Origin of the sequence: Frankia sp. Mgl5, from assembly GCF_023242985.1 — a bacterium.
In the GTDB taxonomy this organism is placed as follows: Bacteria; Actinomycetota; Actinomycetes; order Frankiales; family Frankiaceae; genus Parafrankia; species Parafrankia soli.
The window spans coordinates 1-14,890 of record NZ_JALKFY010000797.1 but is presented as its reverse complement, the minus strand read 5'-3'; the positions used below and the strand labels follow the sequence as shown (position 1 = coordinate 14,890).

General features: G+C 71.5%; 13 protein-coding genes. 9 read left to right on the top strand and 4 right to left on the bottom strand.

The annotated features are described in order from the left end of the window. Window positions 1-3: 3 nt before the first annotated feature. The 4 genes from MXD62_RS28100 to MXD62_RS28085 are packed head-to-tail and all read left to right on the top strand — an operon-like array spanning window position 4 to window position 3,825. Entirely contained in the window at window positions 4-978 is a 975-nt protein-coding gene (locus MXD62_RS28100; RefSeq protein ID WP_248832402.1) for an ABC transporter permease, read from the top strand. Next, complete coding sequence (locus tag MXD62_RS28095) at window positions 975-1,871, top strand: ABC transporter permease (protein WP_248832401.1); 897 nt, start codon at window positions 975-977, stop codon at window positions 1,869-1,871. Before MXD62_RS28100 ends, MXD62_RS28095 begins: the two co-directional genes overlap by 4 nt. Further along, on the top strand, window positions 1,868-2,875 hold the full coding sequence (locus MXD62_RS28090; protein ID WP_248832400.1) for an ABC transporter ATP-binding protein: 1,008 nt from the start codon (window positions 1,868-1,870) through the stop codon (window positions 2,873-2,875). The genes MXD62_RS28095 and MXD62_RS28090 overlap by 4 nt, the downstream gene beginning before the upstream one ends. After that, on the top strand, window positions 2,872-3,825 hold the full coding sequence (locus tag MXD62_RS28085) for an ABC transporter ATP-binding protein (RefSeq protein WP_248832399.1): 954 nt from the start codon (window positions 2,872-2,874) through the stop codon (window positions 3,823-3,825). Before MXD62_RS28090 ends, MXD62_RS28085 begins: the two co-directional genes overlap by 4 nt. Before the next feature lie 136 nt (window positions 3,826-3,961). Here the strand turns inward: MXD62_RS28085 and MXD62_RS28080 are convergent, their stop codons facing one another. Further along, window positions 3,962-4,882, bottom strand: a complete 921-nt coding sequence (locus MXD62_RS28080) for an alpha/beta hydrolase (RefSeq protein WP_248832398.1) — start codon at window positions 4,880-4,882, stop codon at window positions 3,962-3,964. Between the two features lie 252 nt (window positions 4,883-5,134). Next, window positions 5,135-5,638 (bottom strand): GNAT family N-acetyltransferase, encoded by a 504-nt coding sequence (locus MXD62_RS28075; protein WP_248832397.1) that lies wholly within the window; start codon window positions 5,636-5,638, stop codon window positions 5,135-5,137. Window positions 5,639-5,742: 104 nt separating this feature from the next. Here MXD62_RS28075 and MXD62_RS28070 point away from each other — a divergent pair, with 104 nt between their 5' ends. The 3 genes from MXD62_RS28070 to MXD62_RS28060 are packed head-to-tail and all read left to right on the top strand — an operon-like array spanning window position 5,743 to window position 10,420. Further along, window positions 5,743-9,600 (top strand): DUF4062 domain-containing protein, encoded by a 3,858-nt coding sequence (locus MXD62_RS28070; RefSeq protein WP_308301341.1) that lies wholly within the window; start codon window positions 5,743-5,745, stop codon window positions 9,598-9,600. Window positions 9,601-9,645: 45 nt separating this feature from the next. After that, entirely contained in the window at window positions 9,646-10,089 is a 444-nt protein-coding gene (locus tag MXD62_RS28065; RefSeq protein WP_248832396.1) for a hypothetical protein, read from the top strand. Then, window positions 10,016-10,420 carry a substrate-binding domain-containing protein gene (locus MXD62_RS28060; protein ID WP_248832423.1) on the top strand — a complete coding sequence of 135 codons (405 nt, stop codon included), beginning with the start codon at window positions 10,016-10,018 and terminating at the stop codon, window positions 10,418-10,420. The genes MXD62_RS28065 and MXD62_RS28060 overlap by 74 nt, the downstream gene beginning before the upstream one ends. 39 nt (window positions 10,421-10,459) lie before the next feature. On the opposite strand, the gene MXD62_RS28055 is transcribed toward MXD62_RS28060, so the two are convergent. Continuing rightward, window positions 10,460-11,680 carry an SfnB family sulfur acquisition oxidoreductase gene (locus tag MXD62_RS28055; protein WP_248832395.1) on the bottom strand — a complete coding sequence of 407 codons (1,221 nt, stop codon included), beginning with the start codon at window positions 11,678-11,680 and terminating at the stop codon, window positions 10,460-10,462. A 376-nt stretch (window positions 11,681-12,056) separates the two neighbouring features. Here MXD62_RS28055 and MXD62_RS28050 point away from each other — a divergent pair, with 376 nt between their 5' ends. After that, a complete protein-coding gene (locus tag MXD62_RS28050; RefSeq protein WP_248832394.1) occupies window positions 12,057-13,400 on the top strand; it encodes a DUF1254 domain-containing protein in 1,344 nt (447 codons plus the stop codon). A gap of 75 nt (window positions 13,401-13,475) precedes the next feature. Continuing rightward, a complete protein-coding gene (locus tag MXD62_RS28045) occupies window positions 13,476-13,781 on the top strand; it encodes a DUF6221 family protein (RefSeq protein WP_248832393.1) in 306 nt (101 codons plus the stop codon). 20 nt (window positions 13,782-13,801) lie between these two features. On the opposite strand, the gene MXD62_RS28040 is transcribed toward MXD62_RS28045, so the two are convergent. Then, window positions 13,802-14,890, bottom strand: a 1,089-nt coding sequence (locus MXD62_RS28040; protein WP_248832392.1) for an HNH endonuclease signature motif containing protein, incomplete at its 5' end; no start/stop codon positions are given.

Here is a 14,890-nt window from a genome sequence, read left to right as displayed (position 1 = left end):
CCGATGAGCGAGCACCGCGGCGGCACCACCGTCCGGCTGGTCGTGCCGAGACTGCTGCGGGCCGCCGCGGTGCTGCTCCTGGTCGGCCTGGGGGTCTCGCTGCTGCTCGAGCTGACCCCCGGCGACCCCGCCTTCGCCCTCCTGGGCGATCAGGCGAGCGCCGACCAGATCTCCGCCGTCCACCGGACGTTCCACCTCGACGACCCGTTCGCCACCCGCTACTGGCACTGGATGAGCGGGGTGGTGCGCGGCGACTTCGGCACCTCGTACCTGACCGGCGAGCCCGTCCTCACCTCGGTGGGGCAGCGGATGAAGGTGACCGGCGAGCTGGTGCCGCTCGCCCTCGCCGTGGCACTGGTCATCTCGGTGCCGGTCGGGGTGCTCACCGCGCACCGGGCGGACGGCTGGGCGGACCGCTCCTGGTCGATGGTCTCCTCCGCGCTGATCTCGACCCCGCCGTTCGTGCTGGCGCTGTTCCTGGTCTACCTGCTCGCGCTGCAGGTCGGCGGGCTGCCCGCCACCGGCTGGGTGGCGCCCGCGGACGGTCTGGGCGAGAACCTGCGGCACGCCGTCCTGCCGGTGACCACGCTGGCCCTCGCTCTGGTGCCCACCTACTCGCGGATGCTGCGCGCGGACATGATCGCCACCCTCCAGGAGGACTTCATCCTCACCGCCCGCTCCCGGGGGCTGCCCGTCCGCCGCATCCTGTTCCGGCACGCGCTGCGGCCCTCGTCGTTCTCCCTGGTCACCCTGACCGGGCTCAGCGTCGGGCAGCTGATCAGCGGGGCGGTGGTCGTGGAGGTCCTCTTCGCACTGCCCGGGATCGGCCAGCTCGTCGTCACCAGCGTCGTCGCGAAGGACGTGCCGGTGGTCCAGGGGGTCGTGATGTTCATGGCGGTCGTGTACTGCGTGGCCACCGCCGTCACCGACGTCCTCTACGGCTACCTCGACCCCAGGGTCCGGGTGCGGCCCGCATGACCGTAACCAGCACGGACGTCACCAGCACGACCACGACCGACGCCGGCCCGGACACCTTCGGACCGGCCGGCTCCGGCGGGGGCGTCTCCCTCGTTCTCGCCCTCGCCTGGATCACCCTGGTCGTGGCCGCCGCGGCGCTCGCCGACGTGCTGCCGCTGCGCCCGTACGGGGCGATCGTCCCCGGCCTCGACGCGCGGACGCCACCCGGCTGGGCCCCGGAGTTCCTGGGCACCGACGCCATCGGCCGCAGTGCGGCGTCCCGGGTGGTCCACGGCGCGCGGGAATCGCTCATCGTCGGGGTGGGATCGACCGCGCTGGCGATGGGCGCCGGGCTGATGGCCGGGCTCGCCGCCGGCTTCTTCCGGCGCTGGCTGGACACCGCGATCAGCCTGGTCCTCGACGCCCTGCTGGCGGTGCCCGCCCTGGTGCTGCTGCTGGCGGTCGCCTCCGTCGGACGGCGCGGCACCGGCACCGTCGTCCTCGGCCTCGCACTCGTGGGGATACCGAGCTTCGCCCGGCTGGCCCGCGCGAACACGCTTGCGTTCGTCGACCGCCCGCACGTGGAGGCGGCGCGGGCGCTGGGCGCGGGACCGGGCCGCATCCTGCGCCGCGAGCTGCTGCCGGAGGTCGTCCTGCGGGTGGCGCCGTTCGCCTTCGTGTACCTGGCGTTCGCGGTCGTGGCCGAGGCGTCGCTGAGCTTCCTGGGCCTCGGCGTGCCCCCGCCGTCCCCGAGCTGGGGCGGAATGATCAACGATGGTCGACCGTACCTGCAGGGCGAGCCGTTCCTGGTCTTCGTCCCCGCCAGCTGCGTGTTCCTGACCGTGGCCGCGTTCACGATCGTCGGTGACCGGGCCCGCCGCCGCTTCGACACCCGCGTCTCGGGACTGCGATGACGCTGCTGACCGCACGGGACGTCACCACCACGCTGCCGGTGCCGGCCGGCCGGCTGCGCGCCGTCGACGGGGTCTCCTTCGCGCTCGCCCCCGGTGAGGCCCTCGGCATCGTGGGCGAGTCCGGCTCGGGCAAGTCGATGCTGGCTCGCACGCTGATGGGCCTGGCCCCGCCGACCGCCCGCACGACCGGCTCGGTGTGGTTCGCCGGCCGCGACCTGCTCACCGCCGGCCCCGAGGAACTGCGAGAGGTGCTCGGCTCCGGCATCGCGATGGTGTTCCAGGACTCGGCGACGTCCCTGAACCCGGTGACGCGGGTCGGGCGGCAGCTCACCGAGACGCTGCGGCTGCGCCGTGGAATGGACCGCCGTCCCGCGCGCGAGGAGGCCGTCGATCTGCTCCGCCGGGTCGGCATACCCGACCCCGCACGGCGTGCCCGCAGCTACCCGCACGAGCTGTCCGGCGGGATGCGCCAGCGGGCCTGCGTCGCGCTCGCCATCGCCTGCGGACCGCGGGTGCTGCTGGCCGACGAGCCGACCACCGCCCTGGACGTCACCGTCCAGCGCCAGATCCTCGACCTGCTCGCCGGCCTGCGGCGCGGTGCGGGCATGGGGCTGGTTCTCATCACCCACGACCTCGCGCTGGTCGCCGGCCGGACCGAACGGCTCCTGGTGATGTACGCGGGACGGGTCGTGGAGACCGGGCCGACCCGGGCGGTCATCCGCGCGCCGCACCACCCCTACACCGCCGCGCTGCTCGCCTCGATCCCCCGCCTGGACCGGCCAGGCCACAGCCGGCTGGCCACGATCCCCGGCCGGCCCGCCGCGACCCTGGACCCCCGCCCCGGCTGCCGGTTCGCGCCGCGCTGCCCCCGGGCCCAGGCGCGCTGCCGGCGGGAGGACCCCATCCTCGGGTCCGCGGGCGACGGCGAGCACCGCGCGGTCGCCTGCTTCCATCCCCTCGACAGCCCGCCGCCCGGCCCGGACGTCCCGCGGGAGCCACGTTGACTGAACCGGACGTCCTGCTGCGGGTACGTGACCTCGTGGTGGAGTACCGCGCGCCGGGACGGGGGACCGTGCGGGCCGTGAGCGGGGTCAGCTTCGACGTCCGGCGCGGGGAGACCCTCGGGCTCGTCGGGGAGTCCGGCTGCGGCAAGTCGTCGACCGCCCGGGCCGTGATGATGCTGCGCCACCCGAGCTCCGGGCACGTCGAGTTCGACGGGCAGGAGCTGACCGCGCTGTCGGCACGGCGGCTGCGCCGGGTCCGCCCGCACCTTCAGATGATCTTTCAGGACCCGGTGTCCTCCCTGAGCCCCCGCCGCACCGTCGGCGAGATCGTCGCCGAGGGCCTGGCGGTCCACCGGGTCCCGCGCCCCTGGGACCGGCTGGTCGAGGAGGCCCTGTCGGCCGTCGGCCTCGACCCGGCGGCCGTCGCCCGGCGGCGGCCCGCCGAGCTGTCCGGCGGCCAGTGCCAGCGGGTCGCGCTCGCCCGCGCCCTCGTGCTCTCCCCCTCGCTGCTCGTCTGCGACGAGCCGGTGTCGGCACTGGATGTCTCGGTGCAGGCACAGATCCTCAACCTCCTGGAGGACACCAGGAGGGACCGCCGGCTCAGCCTCCTGTTCATCGCCCACGACCTCGCCGTCGTCAGACAGGTCAGCGACCGGGTCGGGGTCATGTACCTGGGCAGGATCTGCGAGCTGGCACCGGCCGACGATCTCTACGCCCGGCCCCGGCACCCCTACACCCGCATGCTGCTCGAGGCCGTCCCCTCGCTCGACGGCCCGGCGGAGGAGACCGACGGGCCGGAGCCCGGCGAGATCCCCTCCCCACTGCGACCACCGAGCGGCTGCCGGTTCCGCACCCGCTGCCCCCGAGCCCGCCCCCGATGCGCGGCGGAGCAACCGGCCCTGCGGATGGCCGTGCCCGATCACCAGGTCGCCTGCCACTACCCGGACTGACACCTCGGTCATCGTGGGACGCGAGCAGGATTATCCTCCGGCAGCACGCTGATGAATCACGGAATTAGCGGGCTTTTAGCGGTCGACACTTAGCGATCTGTTTTTGCCCGTCCTGAGAGGAGACGAGGACATCCGGTCAGTCGGCGGCCAGGCCGCGCCGTAGGGCCCAGATCTGCTCCTCCTGGGCGCGCCGCGCGGTGTCGATGTCCAGGTCGCGGAAACCGTGCGCCGCGCCCGCGTAGGCGTGCAGATCAACCGGCACCCCCGCCTGCATGAGCCGCAGCGCGAAAAGGATCCCCTCATCGCGCAGCGGGTCCTCGCCGCCGACGGCGAGGTAGGTCGGGGGCAGCCCGGTGAGGTCGTCGGCCCGGGCGGGAGCCGCATACTGGTCGGCCTCGGTCACGCCCTCGCCGAGGTAGAGACGCCAGCACTGGACGGCGAGCGGGCGGTTCCAGACCGGGGTGTCGACGGCGTCCCGCATGGAAGGTGTCTCCAGCCGGTCGTCCGTAGTGGGCATGACCACGCTCTGGAAACGCACCGCCGGCCCGCCGCGGTCGCGGGTCAGCAGGGCCACCCCCAATGCCAGGGTCGCACCCGCGCTGACCCCGGCCAGCCCGATCCGGGCCGGATCGGCACCCAGCTCCTCGGCGTGCGCCGAGGCCCAATGCAGGGCGCTGTAGCAGTCGTTGAGGCCGGCGGGGAAAGGATGCTCGGGGGCGAGACGGTACCCGACCGACACGATCACCGCCCCGGTACCGAGAGCCAGTTGAGCGACGCCCTGATGAACCATGTCGAGGCTGCCGAGCACGAAGGCGCCCCCGTGCATGTACACGGCCAGCGGCAGCGGGGACGACCGGCCTTCGGGGCGGTAAACACGCACCCGTACCTTCACGTCGTCATCGGAGCCGGGAACGAGATGGTCCGTGATGGCGAGCCCCGGGATCGGCGGCAGCTCGTCGGCATGAATCGCCACCCGCCCGGCGCGCTCCTGCCTGACCGCGGCCTCCAGGTCGGTGATGGTTCCCGCATTCGGCGCCGGCGTCGACGTCCTTGTCATTCCGCGCTCCTCGGTCTCTGCTTTTCGATCCGCATCGGGGATGGGCCGGCCCGGCGACAGAATAAACTGACGTCCGCAATGGGACAAGCGTCGATGTCGACCGCCGTCCCGACTCGGCACACAGCCTGTTCGCCGGGACTTCCACCATATCGCGAACAGCATATGTGCCGTACTGGAACAAAGCCTTTTACGTGGCGCCGACGGTGCCCGAGTGCCATGGCGTACCGCGCGGTTCCCCGCGTGCGCGCCACCTCAGCTGTCAGGGCCGGGCAGATCTATTTCGAAGTAGTACGAGTCCGTGCCCGGGCCGCGGCGTTCGTGGCGGTCGAAGCCGACGCTCTCGTACAGCGCGACGGCGGCGGTGTCGGCGTTGGTCGTCGTCAGGTCCATGTACGTCGCCCCACGCCGGCTCGCGTGCTCCATCGTCGCCGTGAGCAGGATCCGGCCCAGCCCGCGACCCCGCAGCGCGGGCCGGACGTACAGCTCGGCCAGGTAGCACTCGTCGGCGTCGTCCCACAGCGAGGGCCGGAACCGTGTCAGGGCGAGCCCGTCCGCGTCGTCCCGGTCCGCGGACGCCTCGAGGAGCAGCACGGCCGTAGCGCCCTGGCCGAGCAACAGCGCGACCCGATCCGCGAGCCAGCCCTGTTCGGGCGCCGGCTCGTCGTACTCCGCGTTGAACGCCCGGAGCAGACGCGCGATCTGCTCCGCGTCGGCGGCCTGGGCGACGCGGACGCGCGGCAGGCCGCTCGTCGTCATGCCGACCAACCTATCGACCCGGAGGCTCTCCCTACACTGAATCCGATCGGCTGGTAGAACTCTTCACCTTCCATCTGTCGAACCGCGGCAGCTCCCGGAGTAGCGTGCGGGTTGTGGCCGGCAGGGGAACCGTCTTCATCAGCCATACCTCTGATATGGCCGCGTTCCCGCGGGACCGGTCCTTTGTCCAGGCCGCGGTCGAGGCGGTGTTACGAGCCGAAGCGCGCCCGGTCGACATGGCGCAGTTCGCCGCACGCGGGCAGCCGCCGGCGGAGTACTGCCAACAACAGGTCCGGAAATGCGACGTGTACCTGGCGGTTGTGGGGTTCCGCTATGGCTCGCGGGTGCCCGGTGAGCCGGACGGTGTGTCGTACACCGAGCTGGAGTTCAATACCGCCACGGCGGCCGGGCTGCCGCGCCTGGTCTTTCTGCTGGACGAGGAGATACCGGTACCGCGGTCGTTGGTGGACCGGGACGGCAGCGCGGTGGACGGATTCCGCGAACGTCTCCGTCAGGCGGAGGTCATCGTCAAGACAGTGGCCACCCCCGACGAGCTGGGTGAGGCGGTGCTCCACGCGCTGTACGAGCTGCGACGGCACGGGCATCGGCCCGCAGGCGACGAGACCGCCCAGCGGCACCGGGAGCCCGGAACCGGCGGCGGGCCGACCGCCCAGCGCCGGCCCTGGATGGCCCCGCCGTTGGACCGGATGGTGGAGCGACCGGAGCTGGGTGACCAGCTGATCGCGGCGCTGCACGCACCCGGGCCGACCGAAGCCGGGCTGATCACCGCGCTGCAGGGCGCCGGCGGCTTCGGCAAGACGACCTTGGCGACCTGGGCGTGCCACCGGATGGAGATCGACCGCCGGTTCCCCGGCGGCCTGCTGTGGGTGACGCTGGGTCAGGAGGTTGACGGCGCCGGCCTCGCCGAGCGGGTGAACGACCTGGCCTTCGTTCTGACCGGCAGCCGCCCGGCGATCTCCGATCCGAACGCGGCCGGCGCCGAGCTCGGTCGGCTGCTCGACGAGCGGGAGCCGGTGCTCCTGGTCGTCGACGACGTCTGGGCGAGCCAGCAGCTTCGGCCGTTCCGCATCGGCGGCCGCGTGTGCACCCGCCTGGTGACCACCCGGATCCCGGAGATGCTCCCCCCTGACGGGCCTCGGATCACGGTGGACGTCATGTCCGGTGAGCAGGCGAGAAATCTGGTCATCGACGGGGTCGGTGGCCTGCCCGCCGGGGCGGTGGATCGGCTGGCCACGGTGGCGGGCCGCTGGCCGGTGCTGTTGAACCTCGTCAACGGCGTACTGCGCCGCAAGGTGGCTCGCGGGCAACAGCCCGGCCTCGCCGCCGAGGAGATCCTGCGTCTGCTGGCCGCCCACGGCCCTGCCGCACTCGATCCGGCGCGGCCTTCAGAACGCGCCCGGGCCGTCGCGGCGACCGTGGAGGCGAGCCTGGGCCTGACCGCGCCGTCTGACCGTGAGTGCTACCTCAGCCTCGCGATCTTTCCCGAGGACGTCGACATCCCGTTGAACGTTCTCGCGCTGCTCTGGCCAGGCCGCCGGCTCGACACCGTCTGCGAGAACCTGACCGGGCTCGGCCTGGTCGCCGACTACCGGCTGGACCCGCCCGGCCCGCGACTGGTCCTGCACGATGTGATCCGCGCCTACCTGCGCCAGCACGTCGACGACCAGGCCGGGGCGCATGCCCGCCTGGTCGACGCGGCCGCGGGCCTGCTGCCCGGCCCGGCCGAGGACGGCCGCACTCCATGGTGGCGACTCCCTGAAGACCTCGGCTACCTGTGGCGGTTCCTGCCCCGTCACCTGGCCGAAGCCGGCCGTCACGACGATCTCGTGACCCTCGTCACCGATCTGCGATGGGTCGAGGCCCGGACTCGGCGGATGGGATCCGCCGTCGGCGTCGTGGCGGACCTCGACCTCGCGGCCACTCCGCTTTCTGTAGCGCTGGCCGCGCAGCTGCGGCTTTCCGACCACCTGCTGGGGCCGATCGACCCGCCCACGGCCCTCGGCGCGATCCTGGCCAGCAGGCTCCACGGGCTGCCCGACCTGGGCACCGCGCTGGAGCGCTATCGCGCCACGCTGCCGCTACCACGGCTCGAACCCGCGTGGCCGCCACCCGAGCGGCCCGACCCGACCCGGCCGGGCCCGCCCGCCGCCGGCCACGCGGGCGGCATCTACAGCTGCGCGTTCTCGGCCGGCGGCGGGCGGCTCGCCACCGCCAGCGACGACGGCACGGTGCAGCTGTGGAACATCACCGAGGCGTCCCCTCGCGCGGTGTTCACCGGGCACACCGGCGCCGTCTGGGCGTGCACGTTCTCCCCTGACGACACCCTGCTCGCGACGGCCAGCGCCGATCACTCGGTACGGCTGTGGGACCTCGCCGACGGCAGCGCGCGCTCGGTGCTGGCCCATCCGGGTCCCGTGACCGGCTGCGCCTTCTCCCCGGACGGCACCGTGCTCGCCACGACCGGCCAGGACGGCGCGGTGCGGCTGTGGGAGGTAGCAGGCGGCCATGAGCTCCGGGCCCTTGCGGGGCACGACGGTGACGTGTGGGGCTGTGCCTTCTCCCCGGGCGGACGGCTGCTGGCCACCGTCGGCAGCGACCGGTCGGTCAGGCTGTGGAACGTCGCCGACGGCTCCCCGGCCCGGGTGCTGGACGGCCATCAGGGTGCCGTCCGCGACTGCGTGTTCTCCCCGGACGGCACCGTGCTCGCGACCGTCAGCGACGATCAGACCGCCAGGATCTGGAACATCGCTGACGGCGGAGTGTCCGCGGTGCTGGCCGCCCACACCAGCCGGGTCTGGGGATGTGCCTTCTCTCCGGACGGGCGGTTGCTGGCCACCACCGGGTATGACGGAACAGCCCGGCTTTGGAACCTCACGGCCGCGACCGAACGGGCGGTCCTCACCGGGCACGGCGGCTCGGTGCGGGGCTGCGCCTTCTCCCCCGACGGAACCATGCTCGCCACCACCAGCCACGACCAGACGGTCCGGATCTGGAACGTCGCGGACGCCTCGGTGCGGGCAGTGCTGACCGGCCAGACCAGCCGAGCGACCACGTGCGCGTTCTCGCCTGACGGCTCCCTGCTCGCCACCGCCACGATCGACGGCGCCGTCCAGCTGCGACGGCTCGCCGACCAGGTGGAGGTCGCCTCCTTCGACAGCCACGCCGAAGGAATCAGGGGGTGTGCCTTCTCCCCCGACGGCGCGCTGCTCGCCACCACCGGAAACGACGGCACGGCCCGGCTGTGGGAACTTCCCGGCGGGCGGGAGAAGGCGCGTCTGACCGGCCACACCGGCTGGGTCCGGACCTGCGCCTTCTCCCCCGATGGAACCATGCTCGCGACCAGCGGCCAGGACTGGACGGCACGGGTCTGGAACGTCGCGGACGGTGACCCGCGCGTCGTGTTCATCGGTCACAAGGACGTGGTCTACTGCTGTGCCTTCTCCCCGGACGGAATGCTGATCGCCACGACCAGCAGCGACGGGACGGTACGGCTCTGGAACGCCGCGGACGGCACCGAAAGCGCCGTCCTGAACGGGCACACGGACGCTCCGATGGGGTGCGTCTTCTCCCCGGACGGATCCCTTCTCGCCACCACCAGCGACGACCACACAGCGAGGCTGTGGGAGGTCGCCACCGGCCGCGTGATCCACACACTCGCCGGTCACACCCACTGGGTGGAATGCTGCGCCTTCTCTCCGGACGGTACTGTTCTCGCGACAGCCGGCAGCGACGGCATGATCAGAATCTGGGACGTCGCGGACGGCCGGTGCCGCTGCGCCCTGCGTGTGACAGGCCCGCTGCTCTGGATTGCCTGGCATCCGGACGGGACCGTTCTCGCGGCAGCCGGCGGTGCCGGCACGCACCTGTTGGCATATGTGACCGGACCCGTCCAATCCAGTGAGGTCATCGATTTTCGGTGCCCCGGGGAGTCAGAGCAGTAGTTCAGCTCGACCGGGACAGGGCGGGATGGGGGACACGGCGAGGCGATGCTCAATCCGAACCGGAATCCGATTACGTTCGCGGTGGTGACGTCCGTCCTTGGCGGGTTGGCGCTCGTGGCCGTGACCAGCGGCGTCACGCGCCTGGCGAACACTGAAATCTTCCGCCTGCAGGTGCCGCTGGCGCTGTTTCTCGGCTCGCTGATCGTGCTGGTCGGGAGTGTAATCATGACCCTCCGGGCCTTGGCGGCTACCCGGCCGCGGCGCACGATCTTTCTGGTGGTCTCGGCGTTCAGTCAGAAACACTGGCTCGCGGAACTGCTACGAAACATCGAGCGGTCGCTCGACCGAAGGGGTTACGATCTCGTCCTGAAGATCCCGGACGCAGACCGGTCGGCAGGACAGGTTCGTCGCGGACCTGCGGGAACGGTACCGTCATGTCGACGTTGTCGTCGACAACACCGGGGAGTTCGCCCGCCGCCGTGCCCGTGACATCGTCCAGCGGCGTCTCGCCGAGTTCGCGGACTCATCCCGGCCGGTCGACGTCGTTTTCTGCACCAGCGATGAGATGGCCCTCGGTGCTCTCGACGCGATGACCATCACCCGGGCGGGACCGGACGGCCATATCACCACCATTGTCGGAGTCGACGGCACTCGCGAGGCACGGGCCCTCATCGACGCTGGCAGCCTGCTACGGGCCACGGTCGTGCAGGAGCCGACGCGGCTGGCCGAGAGCGCGGTCGATCTGATGGAACGCCTCATACGTGGTGAGGACGTCCCTCGACACAACTTGCTACCAATCCATCTGTACTCCGCTGGCTGAAGCACTCCGGACCGGCCGGGATTGCCGGACGTCGCCACTTCAGAGCTGGCCGTGGTTGGGGGGCAGCACGTCGTTGAGGAGGAAGTTCCCGACGTGGTGGTACTTCCAGTCCACCGGGTCGTGGCTGGCGTGGGTGCGGGCGTTGCGCCAGTGCCGGCTCAGATCGTGGCGCTCGTCGGTGGCGCTGGCGCCGGACAGCGCGAACAGATCGCTGGCCACCTCGGCGGCTACCTCACTGCCGAACGCCTTCGCCTGGGCCACCGCGAGCGAGCCTTCCGCGGCCTGCCGCACGTCCCGCGGGGATCGCCCGACCTCGTGCAACCGGTCGGCGGCCCAACGCAGCAGCTCCTCCGCGGCCCGCACCCGGGTGGCCAGCCGGCCGTAGCGCAGAATCGTGTGCGGATCCTGCGCCGCCGAATCGACCCAGCCTCCACGCGCGGCCTCGAAGAACGGCCGGGCCCGGGTGCGGACGAACTCACCGGCGTCCCGCAGGGCGCCGCCGGCGATCCCGACCTGGATCGCGGCGTGCACGAGTTGGGCCCGGGCCCCCAACTGCTGGGGAACCTCGAAGGCTCGGTGGTACGGGATGACCAGCGAAGGGTCGACCGGTACGGCCCGCAGGGTCGTCGTGCCGCTCACCGTGGCGCGCTGGCCCATGACGTCCCAGTCGTCGTCCACCGACACTCCGGGGGCGTCGCGTTCGACGAACGCCAGCACCAGGCGGTCAGCCTCGTCGAGCGCGCTGACGCCGATCCACCGCGCGGTGATCGACCCGGTGCTGTAGTACTTGGTCCCGTCGAGCCGCAGCCCGGTGCCGTCCGGGCGAAGCCTGGTGCCGAGGTCCTGTGCGTGCCGCCCACCGCGCTCGGCCAGCCCGCTGCCGAGCCGGGCACCGGCGAGGATCTCCGCGAACAGCCGCCGCCGCTGTGGCGCCGTCCCCCAGACCGTCAGCACGTCGACGAACAGGAAGTGCCCCTGCGGAATCTGCGCGATGGCCGGATCAACCGCGGCGATCGTGCGGATGACCTCGGCGAGGGTTCTTGGTGACACCTCCGCGCCACCGTGCTCGGCCGGCACTGTGATGCCGAGCAGACCGCTGGCGTCCAGCGCCGCCAGGGCCTCGACCGGCACGGCGGCCGACCGGTCCCGTTCGATCACCGTGTCGGCGATCGACTCCGCGTAGCGCCGTGCCGCGGCGACCGCCTCCGCGTCCGATCCGATCACCGGGATGGCCGTCGCCTCCGCTGACGAGCCGGTCATCGGGACATGGCACCGTTCACCCTGGTCCGGAGCGGCCCCCCGAACGTGACCCGGTCAGTCACGTAACGCTCAGGATACATCAATCCCCCTAATTCCGATCGACAAAATTTACGACAGCATCATGTCACCAATAGCGGCGATCCCGCAACATCCGCCCACCGCTGCCCCGCTGCCCCGCTGCCCCGCTGCCCCGCTGCCCCGCTGCACCGGTGCCCCGGTGCCCCGGTGCCCCGGTGCCCACCGACAGCGGACGATCATGCCCCGCGTGCGACCAGGGGCATGTCGAAGATCAGGCGTCGCCGGAAGACTTGATACCCAGATCGTCGGGGAATCGTTCCGTCATCGTCTGGTGGCCAGCCGGAATGGGGAGGAACTCATGACCGGACAGCGGGATCAGGTGGCTGCCATCGCAGTCGAAGCGTACATTTTCGCCTATCCGCTCGTGACCATGGAGCTGACCCGACTCCAAGCCACCAATGTCGAGCCCGGAGCGGCGCCGGGCCGGGCCCCGATGAACCAGTTCGCACATGTCCGGGAGTTTCCCGACGCCGATTTCAGGATGGTCGTCCGGCCGAACTTCGACACCCTCTACTCCTCGGCCTGGGTGGATCTGACCGAAGGACCGGTGGTGGTCTCCGCACCCGACACGGATGATCGCTACTACATGTTGCCCGTTCTCGACATGTGGACGGATGTCTTCGCCACCCCCGGAAAGCGCTCCAGCGGCACGGCCGCGGCGGACTGGGCGCTGGTGCCGGCCGGGTGGAGCGGGCGCCTGCCGGCGGGCGTGGGACGCATCGACGCGCCGACTCCGCACGTCTGGATCATCGGCCGGACGCAGACCAACGGCGAGGCCGACTACGACGCCGTCCACAAGGTGCAGGACGGATTCCAGCTCTCCCACCTCGCGGACTGGGGGCGCGCTCCGATCGCCGCGACCGCCCGGGCTGTCGACCCGGACATCGACATGACGACGCCGCCCCTGGACGTCATCAACGCCATGACCGGCGAGGAGTTCTTCAGGCGCGCGGCAGAGCTGATGAAGCTTCACCCGCCACATGTCACGGACTGGTCACAGATCCGGAGAATGCGCGTGCTCGGCCTGGTTCCCGGCGAGTCCTTCGACCCGAACCGCCAGGGCCGGGCCGTTCGGGATGCCATCGCGGCGGTGCCCCGGACCGCTCAGGAAGCGATGACCGCGCGAGTTTCGACAATGGCGACCGTGTCCAACGGATGGCAGACCAACACGGACTCGATCGGCGTCTACGGCAACTACTACATGAAACGGGCCGCCGTCGCGATGATCGGTCTCGGCGCCAACCCCGCGGAGGAAGCCGTCTACCCACTGCTGCTCACTGACGCGGACGGCGACCCGCTCGACGGATCCGTCGACTACGTGCTCCGCTTCGAGCGCGACGAGCTCCCTCCGGTCTCCGCGTTCTGGTCGATCACGATGTACGACGAACACGGCTTCCAGGTGGCCAACCGGCTCAACCGGTTCGCCCTCGGAGACAGGGATCCGCTGACGTACAACGCTGACGGATCGCTCGATCTCCATATCCAGCATGCGTCCCCCGGATCCGCTCGGGAATCGAACTGGCTGCCGGCCCCGCTCGGCCCGCTGGGTGTCACGATGCGGCTCTACGAACCCGACCCCGCGGTCCTGTGCGGAGCATGGTCACCGCCCGCGGTACGGAAGGCCGCGAGCCGCCCCGGCTGACAGCTCCCCGGCGGATCCCACCGACGGGCCGAAGGTCCGGCGTCCCGGACTTCGGCCCCCGGCAGGATCGTTGTCGTGACGGATCTGCGCGCCCATGTTCTCGCCCGCCTGGATCAGCTCGAACAGACCGCTCGCGATGTTCCCGGGGCGTCCATCTGGAACGCCCGGCAGGTCGCGGGCATGACCGGGGTCGCGCCCGCGGTCGCCGAGCACATCGCCCAGTGGAGCCCGGCACGCACCCTCCCCTGGACCAGCGGCGCCCGCGAGCTCACCGAGCTGCACCACGACGTCGACGGGAAGTGCGCCGCCTGCCTCGACGTATATCCCTGCCCGACTTTGTCCGTTGTGGCCCGAACCCTCGGCATCACCCCGGGCCGATGAGGTAGGCGGATGGGTGGCGGTCACGCGGCGTGATCTCGCAGGAGTGCGCGGATCGAGTCGTCGAGGTGGAACGGGCCGCCGTTCCGGGTGGCGATCGTTTCTGGTGCCACGTGCCGGGTGGCCTCGGTGAGGACCTCGGCGGGTCGGGGCCCTGGATTGGTGGGCGGCGCCGGGTCGAGCGTGCGGCCGTCGGGGAGCAGGGCGGTGATCCGCCCGGTGGTGGTTCTGCGGAGCTTGATGTTCTCGTCGTGCAGGGTGCGGTGGTGTTCGCCGCAGACGAGGGTCAGGTTTTCGATGTCGGTGCCGCCGCCCTCGATCCATGGGATGAGGTGGTGGATGTGCAGCCATCGGGTGTGGGCGCAGCCCGGGTACTGGCAGGTGCCCTTGTCTCGGGCGTGGACGGCGTCGCGGAGCTGCCGGTTCGGTAGTCGGCGGCGTCGGCCGAGCCGCAGTGGGTTGCCGTGGGTGTCGGTGAGCAGGGTGCGGATCAGCCCGTCGCAGCCGAGTCGGCGCAGGGCTGTGGGGGACAGGCCGATTCCGGGTGAGATCTCCGCACGGGACCCGGGCCCGGGCTGTGGGGGGTGTGGCTGTGTGGTGTCGAGCAGGGTTGCCGCGTCGATGTGCACGGTGATCGTGTGGGCGGGTGAGGTCAGCCCGGGAGCGGGCTGTTGCAGGAATCCTTCGGCGAGTGCGAGCAGTGCGTCGGCGTCGCGGCGGCGGTCCCGTGGGGCGGCGGCGATGTCCCTGGCGGGAGGCGACTGGCTGGTGCCGGTGGTGGTGTCGAGGCTGGCGCGGGCGGCGTCGAGTGCCGTGATGAGTTGGGTGCCTTCGTCGGGAGGCAGGACCGCGGTCAGGTGCAGCAGGCCGTCGTCGTCCGTGCGCCAGGAGACCCGCCGGGCCGCCTGCGTCCTGGCACGGTCGGCCGGGTCGGCGGTGGCCTGCCGGAGGGTGCGGACGAGGCGTTCCAGCTGGCTCGCGGTGCAGTGCAGGGCGTGCTCGAGCCAGAGCAGCTCGGTGGTGGGGTCGGCGATTCGGGTGATCGCCCGGACCTTCGAGTAGGAGATCGTTCCGTCGGCGAACGCCGCCCGCACTGTGGGGAGTTGTTCGAG

Bases quoted from the DNA above. Each gene is read 5' to 3' on its own strand.
- MXD62_RS28100 (WP_248832402.1), top strand. From the start codon at position 4: ATGAGCGAGCACCGCGGCGGCACCACCGTCCGGCTGGTCGTGCCGAGA.
- MXD62_RS28095 (WP_248832401.1), top strand. From the start codon at position 975: ATGACCGTAACCAGCACGGACGTCACCAGCACGACCACGACCGACGCC.
- MXD62_RS28090 (WP_248832400.1), top strand. From the start codon at position 1,868: ATGACGCTGCTGACCGCACGGGACGTCACCACCACGCTGCCGGTGCCG.
- MXD62_RS28080 (WP_248832398.1), bottom strand. From the start codon at position 4,882: ATGACAAGGACGTCGACGCCGGCGCCGAATGCGGGAACCATCACCGAC.
- MXD62_RS28075 (WP_248832397.1), bottom strand. From the start codon at position 5,638: ATGACGACGAGCGGCCTGCCGCGCGTCCGCGTCGCCCAGGCCGCCGAC.
- MXD62_RS28065 (WP_248832396.1), top strand. From the start codon at position 9,646: ATGCTCAATCCGAACCGGAATCCGATTACGTTCGCGGTGGTGACGTCC.
- MXD62_RS28055 (WP_248832395.1), bottom strand. From the start codon at position 11,680: ATGACCGGCTCGTCAGCGGAGGCGACGGCCATCCCGGTGATCGGATCG.
- MXD62_RS28050 (WP_248832394.1), top strand. From the start codon at position 12,057: ATGACCGGACAGCGGGATCAGGTGGCTGCCATCGCAGTCGAAGCGTAC.